This is a genomic window from Coleofasciculus sp. E2-BRE-01 (assembly GCF_040221695.1).
Lineage (GTDB): Bacteria > Cyanobacteriota > Cyanobacteriia > Cyanobacteriales > Coleofasciculaceae > Coleofasciculus.
In genome coordinates this window covers 1-9,549 of sequence record NZ_JAVKEA010000093.1, presented here as the reverse complement: position 1 = coordinate 9,549, position 9,549 = coordinate 1, and the positions used below count along the sequence as shown (strand labels likewise).

8 protein-coding genes and 1 pseudogene are annotated in these 9,549 nt (G+C 46.0%); 5 read left to right on the top strand and 4 right to left on the bottom strand.

Going from position 1 to position 9,549, the window contains the following annotated elements:
- Positions 1-294: 294 nt before the first annotated feature.
- From RIG66_RS11565 to RIG66_RS11555, 3 genes are all read left to right on the top strand, one after another.
- A complete protein-coding gene (locus RIG66_RS11565; RefSeq protein ID WP_446378136.1) occupies positions 295-3,021 on the top strand; it encodes a CHAT domain-containing protein in 2,727 nt (908 codons plus the stop codon).
- 863 nt (positions 3,022-3,884) lie between these two features.
- Entirely contained in the window at positions 3,885-4,652 is a 768-nt protein-coding gene (locus RIG66_RS11560) for a DUF928 domain-containing protein (protein WP_446378134.1), read from the top strand.
- 221 nt (positions 4,653-4,873) lie between these two features.
- Positions 4,874-6,103, top strand: coding sequence for a class I SAM-dependent methyltransferase (locus RIG66_RS11555; protein WP_446378132.1), 1,230 nt, complete (start codon positions 4,874-4,876; stop codon positions 6,101-6,103).
- Between the two features lie 78 nt (positions 6,104-6,181).
- Here RIG66_RS11555 and hisB read toward each other — a convergent pair whose 3' ends face one another.
- Positions 6,182-6,826, bottom strand: coding sequence for an imidazoleglycerol-phosphate dehydratase HisB (gene hisB / locus RIG66_RS11550; protein WP_446378138.1), 645 nt, complete (start codon positions 6,824-6,826; stop codon positions 6,182-6,184).
- A 191-nt stretch (positions 6,827-7,017) separates the two neighbouring features.
- On the opposite strand from hisB, the gene RIG66_RS11545 reads away from it, so the two are divergent.
- Positions 7,018-7,566 carry a Dps family protein gene (locus tag RIG66_RS11545; RefSeq protein ID WP_446378130.1) on the top strand — a complete coding sequence of 183 codons (549 nt, stop codon included), beginning with the start codon at positions 7,018-7,020 and terminating at the stop codon, positions 7,564-7,566.
- A gap of 56 nt (positions 7,567-7,622) precedes the next feature.
- Here RIG66_RS11545 and RIG66_RS11540 read toward each other — a convergent pair whose 3' ends face one another.
- Complete coding sequence (locus RIG66_RS11540; RefSeq protein ID WP_446378128.1) at positions 7,623-8,135, bottom strand: hypothetical protein; 513 nt, start codon at positions 8,133-8,135, stop codon at positions 7,623-7,625.
- 239 nt (positions 8,136-8,374) lie between these two features.
- Positions 8,375-9,154 (bottom strand): ABC transporter permease, encoded by a 780-nt coding sequence (locus RIG66_RS11535; protein ID WP_446378126.1) that lies wholly within the window; start codon positions 9,152-9,154, stop codon positions 8,375-8,377.
- Between RIG66_RS11535 and RIG66_RS11530 the strand changes: the two genes are divergently transcribed.
- Complete coding sequence (locus RIG66_RS11530) at positions 9,145-9,417, top strand: hypothetical protein (RefSeq protein WP_446378124.1); 273 nt, start codon at positions 9,145-9,147, stop codon at positions 9,415-9,417. The genes RIG66_RS11535 and RIG66_RS11530 overlap by 10 nt on opposite strands.
- 12 nt (positions 9,418-9,429) lie before the next feature.
- Here RIG66_RS11530 and RIG66_RS11525 read toward each other — a convergent pair.
- Positions 9,430-9,549: pseudogene (locus RIG66_RS11525) on the bottom strand (IS630 family transposase); the annotation flags it as partial.

The window sequence follows — 9,549 nt, the reverse complement described above, 5'->3', positions numbered from 1 at the left end:
TCACAGATTTTTCCCCAAGAGTATTAAGAAAATCTTAAATATACATGGGTACGAATTGAGAAGAATAATTGGCTCAAACGCTTACATAGTCACGGTTTAGGCTTCTATCCTCAATCGGGATGGGGGGAACTTCAGATTAAATCAGGGCGGGTTTTGTACAAAGGTTATGATCAATAGCGAAACCTAATTTCCTAAACCCGCCCCTACTTGTCTCAAAACCAGATTCCTTTGAGCAAAGGGTCAACGCTCAACACTCCCTCTGGATACCGTTAACTATCAAAATCAGGTCAAACTATGAAGTGGGCTAGTCAAATTTTTCGGCTAAAGATTCGGTCTAGTTTGAGACGGTATGCTTCCTTTGTGATACTGTTTGGGCTAACCCTGTTTCTCGTCACCACTGTATTACCCGGAATTTCATATCCAGTTGAATCTTTACACGTTAGTGGAGACAAGGTAGAGGACAGAGGGCAGAGGGCAGAAGGGCATATTGCCCAAACCGATAAAATCTTACACTTTGGGGATAACACTAGGCGCTTAAAACGCCAACTCGCAAACGCCAAAATTGCCAATTCCCCAACCCCTCTAGAACAAGGGATTGCTGCCTTTGAAGCAGGGCGTTTTACTGATGCGGCACAACTGTGGCAACAAGCCGCCCAAGACTATGAACAAAAGCGCGATCGCCTAAATCAAGCCCTAAGTTTAAGTTATCTCTCCCTAGCCTATCAAAATTTGGGACAAGTCCAGGACGCAGAACAAGCGATTAGCCAAAGTCTTGATCTGTTGCAACACCAAGACAATTGGGAATCAGGGGGTTTGGCGATTCTGGGTCAAGCCCTGAATACTCAGGGACGCCTGCAACTCACCAAAGGACAAGCTGAAGCCGCCTTGGATACCTGGAAACAAGCCACCGACGCTTACAGCCGTGCGGGTGATGAAACCGGGAAACTGGGAAGCCAAATTAACCAAGCCCAAGCCTTGCAAACCTTGGGACTCTATCGACGGGCGCAAACGCTCTTAGAACAGGCAAATCAACAACTTCAAGCCAACCCTGACTCCCGCGTCAAAGTTCAAGGATTGCAGAGTTTAGGAATTGCCCTGCAAGAGTTGGGCGATCCCAAAACGTCCCAAACCCTTTTAACCCAAAGTTTAGCGATCGCCCAAAAACTGAACCCAACTCCTGATACAAGTCCGATTCTGTTGAGTTTAGGGAATGTGACTAGAGACTTACAAGAAGATGACAAAGCATTAGATTATTACCAGAAAGCCGCTAAAAATGCAACCGATTCGCTGATTCAAATCAAAGCTCAATTGAACCAACTGAGTCTGTTGATCAATACGGAACAAGAGGACGCCGCGATCGCACTATTACCGCAAATCCAAGTTAGTCTCGCCACCCTATCCCCCAGTCGGGCGGCGGTTTATGCTCAGGTAAATTTGGCAGATAGTCTGATGCGGATGGGAAGCGCTGAAGCGTTCACTACGAACGGAAGCGCTAAAGCGCTCACTACGGACAGCGCGATCGCACAATTGTTAGCCAAAGCCATTCAACAAGCCAGACAGATTCAAGACGCTAAAGCTGAATCCTACGCCATTGGACAATTAGGCAAACTTTACGAACAAAAGCAGCAGTTAGCCGAGGCGCAAAAGCTGACGCAACAGGCGCTGAGTTTGATTCCGGGAATTAATGCTGGCGATATTGCCTATTTATGGGAATGGCAACTGGGTCGAATTCTGGAAAAGCAAGGCAATATAAAGGATGCCGTCGCCGCTTATACCGTCGCCGTGGAAACCTTGCGATCGCTCCGCAGTGATTTGATTGCCCTGCCAAATTTACAGTTTTACTTTCGAGAACGGGTTGAACCCGTCTATCGTCAATTGGTGGGATTACTCCTCAAATCTGATCCGTCTCAAAAAAACCTCCAAAAAGCCCGCGAGGTGATTGAATCCCTCCAACTTGCTGAATTAGATAACTTTTTTCGCAACACCTGTATCCAGACGCAATCCCAACAAATTGATCAGGTTGATCCCACAGCAGCAGTCATTTATCCAATTATTCTGCCAGACCGTTTAGCTGTGATTCTATCATTGCCGGGACAACCCCTGCGCCATTATGAAACTCAATTACCGGAAGCAGAGGTGAACAACGCCTTTGTCCAACTCCGCAAATTCCTCAATCCTGTTCTGTCAAACAAACAACGATTACGCTATTCCCAAGACATTTACGACTGGCTGATTCGACCCATAGAAGCCGCGTTAGCCGACAATGAGATTAAAACCCTCGTCTTTATCCTGGATGGGGCGTTGCGAAATCTGCCCATGGCAGCCCTTTATGATGGAGAACAGTATCTAATTGAAAAATATAGTGTCGCGGTTAGTCCTGGATTGCAACTCTTAGAACCGCGTGCATTAGACCGAGAACGGCTTCAGGCATTAATTGGTGGACTCAGCGAGGAACGTCAGGGATTTTCTGCTTTACCTGGAGTCGAGTTGGAACTGAAAAAAATCTCGGATCAAGTACCGTCTGAGATGCTTTTCAATCAGGAGTTTACTACAACCACACTTGAACAAGAAATTAGTGCCGTTCCTTTCCCCGTAGTTCACCTGGCTACTCATGGTCAGTTTAGTTCGGAGGTGGAAGATACGTTTATCCTGACCTGGGAGGGACAAGTGAATGTCAATGATTTGGATCAATTACTGCAAGTTCGAGAACGAGAGGATAGCCAACCGATTGAATTACTGGTTCTCAGTGCTTGCCAAACCGCAACCGGGGATCAGCGAGCCGCCTTGGGATTAGCGGGTGTTGCAGTCCGTTCCGGCGCTCGCAGCACTCTAGCAACCCTGTGGTCAGTTCGCGATGAATCCACGGCTCAACTAATGGCTGAGTTTTACCAATCCCTGACTCAAGCTGAAAACAGCAAAGCGGAATCTCTGCGTCAAGCACAGCTTTCTATCTTGAAAAATCCTAAATATGAGCATCCATATTACTGGGCACCGTTTGTTTTAGTAGGCAATTGGTTATAAGTAGGATCTGCTACAGGGAGTTTTATAGTGAGGGGAGGAAACAGGGAACACCTCGGACTTCGGCGTGAGCGCGGCAACTGAGCCTGTCGAAGTTCAGTCGAACGCTTACCTCGACTCCGCTCGGTAACACGCTCGGTGTGTAACAGGAAAAAGCCCTTTTGCCGCCCTGTTGAAATGATGCTGTGTCCATCAAGATTTATAGCTATTTTTTTACTCTGATAAAAAAATATTTAACCGAAGAAATATTTCTGTAACAAACGTTACTTTTTTTGTTTTGGATTAACAGAGAGGTTCCATGGGTTTCATGCCCGCTGCACTACACCCTACACCCTGCCTACTCTTCAAGTAACTTGTCACCCCTTTAGTTCCTAGGGATAAACAACTCTGTCGCCCGATAGATATCTGGCTGGATAATCCCGGTTACGATATGCCTACTATCTTTGTGGAAGTACAATCAGTTGACGACCCGAGCCATTCCGTCTGAATCAGGATTCTCATTAAGGTGCAAGTGCAACTGAAATCTTGCGATCTAGGGAGTAAATCAGTATTATTGCGAGTCATCAACGGGGAAAACCCGAACTTTTCGTTAATTAGCTCGTTTTGAGATAGTTTGTTCAGAATCGTGGCAGATGGCAGCTCAGGTTCATCAAAAATCCCGGATGGGGATTATCGCAGGGCAGACTTAGATGTATTTTTGTGATCAACCCTACATAGAAAGACTTATTACAACATAAATCTTCTTAAATTTTTATTCCTATGGGTTGAGTAAAATCAAGGGGTGAAAACTGGCTATTGTAAACGAAATTGTTTAAGATTAATAGTGTCATTCGCCAAGGCATTTACTGTTCAAGAGGATTATGCTCATGACTTGGCAGCATTACTACATTTATATTAGCTTCTTTGTCATCAGTCTGGTGGGGAACATCCTGCCGATTGAGGGACTACCCGTGCAGGCGCAAGAGGTTACGCCGGGTAGAACGTTAGCTAGTCGCTCGATGGTGACGGTAAGTTTCACACCGCCACCAACTGGTGATCCACCCTTACCCAACAATACGGAAGGGGGAGGGACTCGTGATGGCGGATGTCCTCAAGATGCGAAGGCACTTGAGCCAACGATTACGCCTGTAATGCCCGCGACTCGCCAAGGATTGACCGTTGCAGAGCGCCCGACATTTTTTGTTTACGTCCCTAAAACCACAGCGAAGCAGGCACTCTTTGTGCTTAAGGACGAAAATGAGGATTATTATTACGAGACAACCTTGCCCATGCCCAAACAAGCAGGGATTATCAGCGTAAAGCTCCCCGATGAAGCATCCAAGCTAGAAATGGGTAAAACGTATCATTGGTCGTTTCTGATGATTTGTGGCGCACAAGTTACGCCCGATAGTCCCGGAGTCCAAGGCGTGATTAAACGGATTAAGCCGGATGGAACATTAAATCAGCTAGACGGAGAACCTTTGCTAGAACAGGCTCTCCAGTATGGGGCAAATGGTATTTGGTTTGATACGCTGACAACCTTGGCTCAACTGCGGCAATCTAATCCACAGGATTCCTCGTTTCAGGTGGCTTGGGCAGACTTATTGAAATCGGTGGGACTTGATGCGATCGCGACTCAGCCCCTCGTTAATTGATATCAGTTTGTGGGGGAGCTCTTTAATGATTTAAATAATACAGTCCCCTTTCTGAGATTAACGATTGAGACTGGGGCGAGTCGAGACAGGTTAATTCTTACCCTCCACATTTATGCAGCGACTCGCCCCTACAACCCCTGCTTTCCAGACGCTTCTGGATCGCATCTCTACAGGCTTCCCCTGCTTTCCTGAGTCTCTACTCGGTTACCCAATCTGTACTCATGTCATTATCCCCCCAAGATAAATCCTTAAGACACCTAATTGCCGATACAATTGTGGCGACACCAAATCGGCGTATTTCATTTGCCGAATATATGGATTTAGTCCTCTATCATCCCCAACAGGGATATTATGCTACGGGTGCAGTTAATATTGGCTCTGAAGGAGACTTTTTTACCTCGTCCCATCTGGGTCATGATTTTGGTGAGTTACTGGCGGAACAGTTCGCCCAAATCTGGGATATTCTGGGACACCCCGAACCCTTTACATTAGTAGAAATGGGGGCGGGTCAAGGATTGGTGGCGGCTGATGTTTTGAGTCATTTATATCGACAGTATCCAGACTGTTTTGCAGCGTTAGACTATATCATTGTTGAAAAAGCAGCGGGATTGATCAGTAAACAGCAGCAAGTTTTAACCCAGTTGAATCTACCTGGTTTACCGTTACGCTGGTGTACCTTTGATGAAATACCCGATAATTCAATTATCGGGTGTTGTTTTTCTAACGAACTCGTGGATGCATTTCCGGTGCATCAAGTTGTGCTGGAAAAGGGAAAGCTTCGGGAAGTGTATGTGACAACGGTAACGACAGAAGTAGATGAGATTCATTTTGGCGAAGTTACCAATGATAGTTCTACACCTCAGTTAAACGAGTATTTTCAGTGGATGGGAATTGATTTATATTCAGGTGCGTATCCAGATGGCTATCGAACTGAAGTGAATTTGGCAGCGTTGGATTGGATGGAGATGATTGCTAATAAGCTGAAACAAGGGTTTTTGCTCACGATTGACTATGGGTATCCTGCCGATCGCTATTATTTACCCGTCCGACATCAGGGAACATTAAAATGCTATTATCGTCACCGCCATCATGATAATCCTTATGTAAATGTTGGGCAACAAGATATTACCACTCATGTGAATTTTACGGCGTTAGAACGGCAAGGAGAATTGTCTGGATTACAAACCGTAGAATTGACCAAACAAGGGTTGTTTTTAATGGCATTAGGATTAGGCGATCGGATCTCAGCATTGTCAGGATTAGGAAGCCATCAGGGACAAGCGATCGCGGGGGCGCAGGATGTGATTAGAATTATGCAGCGTCGGGATGCCTTACATCAACTGATTGATCCTACGGGATTGGGAGGTTTTGCTGTGCTGGTGCAGTGTAAAGGGTTGAGTCTGGAAAAAGCGCGATCGCTTAAAGGATTAACTGTTCCGCCAATTGTTTAATTTGTTGTATATCATTGGTCATTGGTCATTGGTCATTTGTCCTTTGTCACCGAAATGGTATGAAACTAGATTATTAAGTCACAAAACCCCCTTAGAACTGGGAATCATTTCAGCGCGACGGGGATCGATTTCTGTTGCCATACGGACTGATCGCGCAAATGCTTTAAATGTGGCTTCAATAATATGATGAGAATTAATTCCATCCAGTTGGCGGATGTGCAACGTCATTTGGCTATGGTTTACCAATGCAACAAAGAATTCCCGCACCAGTTGCGTGTCGTAGGTGCCAACCCGTTGAGTGGGAATCTCTAAACCATAGCTTAAATGAGGACGCCCCGAAAAATCCAGTGCCACTTGGACTAATGCCTCATCCAAGGGGGCGATAAAATGACCAAAGCGGACAATCCCTTTGCGATCGCCTAATGCCTGAGCAAACGCCTGTCCCAATGTAATGCCCACGTCTTCATTGGTATGGTGATCGTCAATTTCGATATCACCCGTGGCTTTCACGTCTAAATCAATTAACCCATGAGAGGATAGCTGATGCAACATGTGATCCAAAAAGGGGATACCTGTGTCAGCACTACAGGTTCCTGTACCATCGAAATTCAGGCTAACCTGGACATCGGTTTCACCTGTAGTACGTTTCACGGTTGCTGTCCGGGCGGGGAATAGAGGATGTTGAGAGTGGGAATTGATAGCTGTGCGATCGCTGGTTTGCATAGTCGCTGCTGACATAGGAGAACACCGTCTATTATTCTCTCACAGGAAAGAGCGGCAGGGTGGAAGTCCCTCTCCCTCATCTTCCCTCTCCCAATCTCTTCCCTTAGTTACTAACCCAATTCACATGAGCGTGCTACAGTAACCCTAGACACTGGCAATAACGCCAACTTAATGAGAAGGAGAACACAACTATGCCAGATACTCAGGGTTTACTCCAGGCATTTGGTGAAGTCCACGATAATCCCATTCTACTGGAGCAAAGTGTCACCGCTCCTGTTTGTGAAGGACTAAATATTGCATTAGCAAGCTTCCAAGCCCTCTATCTGCAATACCAAAAACATCACTTTGTCGTAGAAGGTGCCGAATTTTATTCCCTGCACGACTTCTTTCAAGAAAGCTACGAACAGGCGCAGGAACATGTCCACGATTTGGGAGAACGACTCAATGGATTAGGTGGAGTTCCCGCCGCTAGTTTTAGCACCCTGGCGCAGTTATGTTGCTTCTCTCCAGAAGCCGATGGTATTTTTTCATCGCGTCAGATGATCGAGAATGACTTGGTAGCCGAGCAAGCTATAATCCAGTTGATTCGGCGTCAGGCGTCACAAGCGGAAAGTTTAGGCGATCGCGCCACCCGCTATTTGTATGAACAAATCCTGTTGAAAACTGAGGAACGGGCGTATCATTTGAACCACTTCCTCGCACCGGATAGCTTAACGTTGGGCTTTGTGAAAAAAAGCTAACCGTTAAGTAGAGACGTAGCATGCTACGTCTCTACATTCATTTTTCGACGTATCAACTATTTAATAATTTGTGTATTTGGCGGTAATGTAGTGGTATCTGAAACTTTTTCAAACACCGTCGGATTATTAAATTCGGTCGGTCGTGCTTCTCCCGGATTCGTTCCCGCGATTTGCACAAGCATTTCACCTTCCGGATTCATGTCAAAAATTGTCATTACCGTTCCCCCCTGCGCCAAGTCTATATTTAAACCCATCGGCTGAGTACTCGTTTTTACCTGGTAACGCATTTCTAACGCTTGTTGTGGTTCATCAGCAACGGGTGGGGTAGTCATAAAAAATTTGCCATCAGGTGTCAAAATCCAGGTAATTATTTGACCGGGTGCTAATTCCCCTCGCCATGTACCCGCCACATCCTCAGCCGTGACATCTTTAGTGGATGCGATCGCAACTTCAGCAACGGCGGGTGATAGCAATGAATGAGAACGAACGGTTAACCCCAGGGTACTCAGAACACCCAAACACAGACCAGAAGCGAGAAGGCGACGGGGGGTAATAAAAGAAAAACTCATACTAGCTAGGTGCTGTTTAAACTAGGGCTATCGTAGCATCACTTAAGGAAGCTGGAGTTTTGGGGTGCAGGGAAGATGGGGGAGATGGGGGAGATGGGGGAGATGGGGAAGATGTGAGTTAACTAACAACTCTACTTTGCCTTGTTCCCTGTGACACACCGAGCGTGTTACCGAGCGTGTTACTGAGCGAAGCCGAAGTAAGTCGAGGTAAGTCGAGGTGTTCCCTGTTCCCTGACATTTCAAGGAAGTTTTAACTGAGCTTGGGCGTTGAAAAATTGACGATAAATACCCTGAGTCACCAAGATTGTCGTGGTGAGGTTAGTTGTGGCAATCATAAACATGATTAAAATTTGGTAAGATGCCGCATTCAATGGGTCAATGCCACTCAGCAGTTGACCTGTAATAATTCCCGGTAATGTGACAATCCCCACCACCATCATTTGATTTAGGGTAGGAATTAATCCGGCGCGAATAGCATCTTTGCGGTATCCCGCCACGGCTTGTTGGGGGGTAGCGCCTAAACTCAGGTGGGTTTCAATTTCTAAGCGACTACTGGTAATTGTACTCACCAACCGTTCACCCGCGATCGCAGATCCATTCATGGCATTGCCCAAAACAATACCACCCAAAGGAATTAGATACTGAGGCTGATACCAGGTTTCCGGTTGAATAATCAGTAGATTGGTATAAATCAACGTTAAGGCACTACAGAAGAAAATCGAACCGAACACAACCCAGAATAGTCGGGGAATCTTTTTGCCAATCCGGTTACGGGCGGTAATCGCCGCAATGGTTAGCATTACCAGTAAAACGGCTAAAACTGCCAGGGGGTTATCCAAGGCAAAGACAACTCCCAGAAAAAACCCTACTACCAAAAGCTGTATCACCGTTCGCCCTGTCGCGATCGCTAACGGTAACTCCAATCCTAACCCCTGCCAACTGGATAAACCAATCGCGATCGCCATCATGCCCAATCCCCAAACTAAATCAATGGGGTCAAGTTGAATAAATGAGTTCACACCGAGACTCTATCTCCTGTATCACCACCGCCATCATGCACGATAACTATACCGACGCTCAAAAAGCAACCATTCAACAACTCAAAACCCAGCTCACTCAAGGGAAAGGGCAGATGACAGTTGTGGCAATGCGCTCTGATTACGAACGCGATCGCGAACGTTGTTTAACCTCTGTGGTATTTGTACCCGAACCCCTTACCCAGTCTATCAGTCAACGTATTATTCAACCCTTAAAACAGTTAGAACCAGAACATTTTTATTAAGCTGTCATGCATTTAAACTGTGATAAGAGCATTACCCTTATTTTTCAGTTTGCGCCCCCAGTTAATAACTAGCTTGTCTTCATTTAAAAGTTGATGCAACAAAGATTCTAACTCTTCAATGGATTCAAAAAG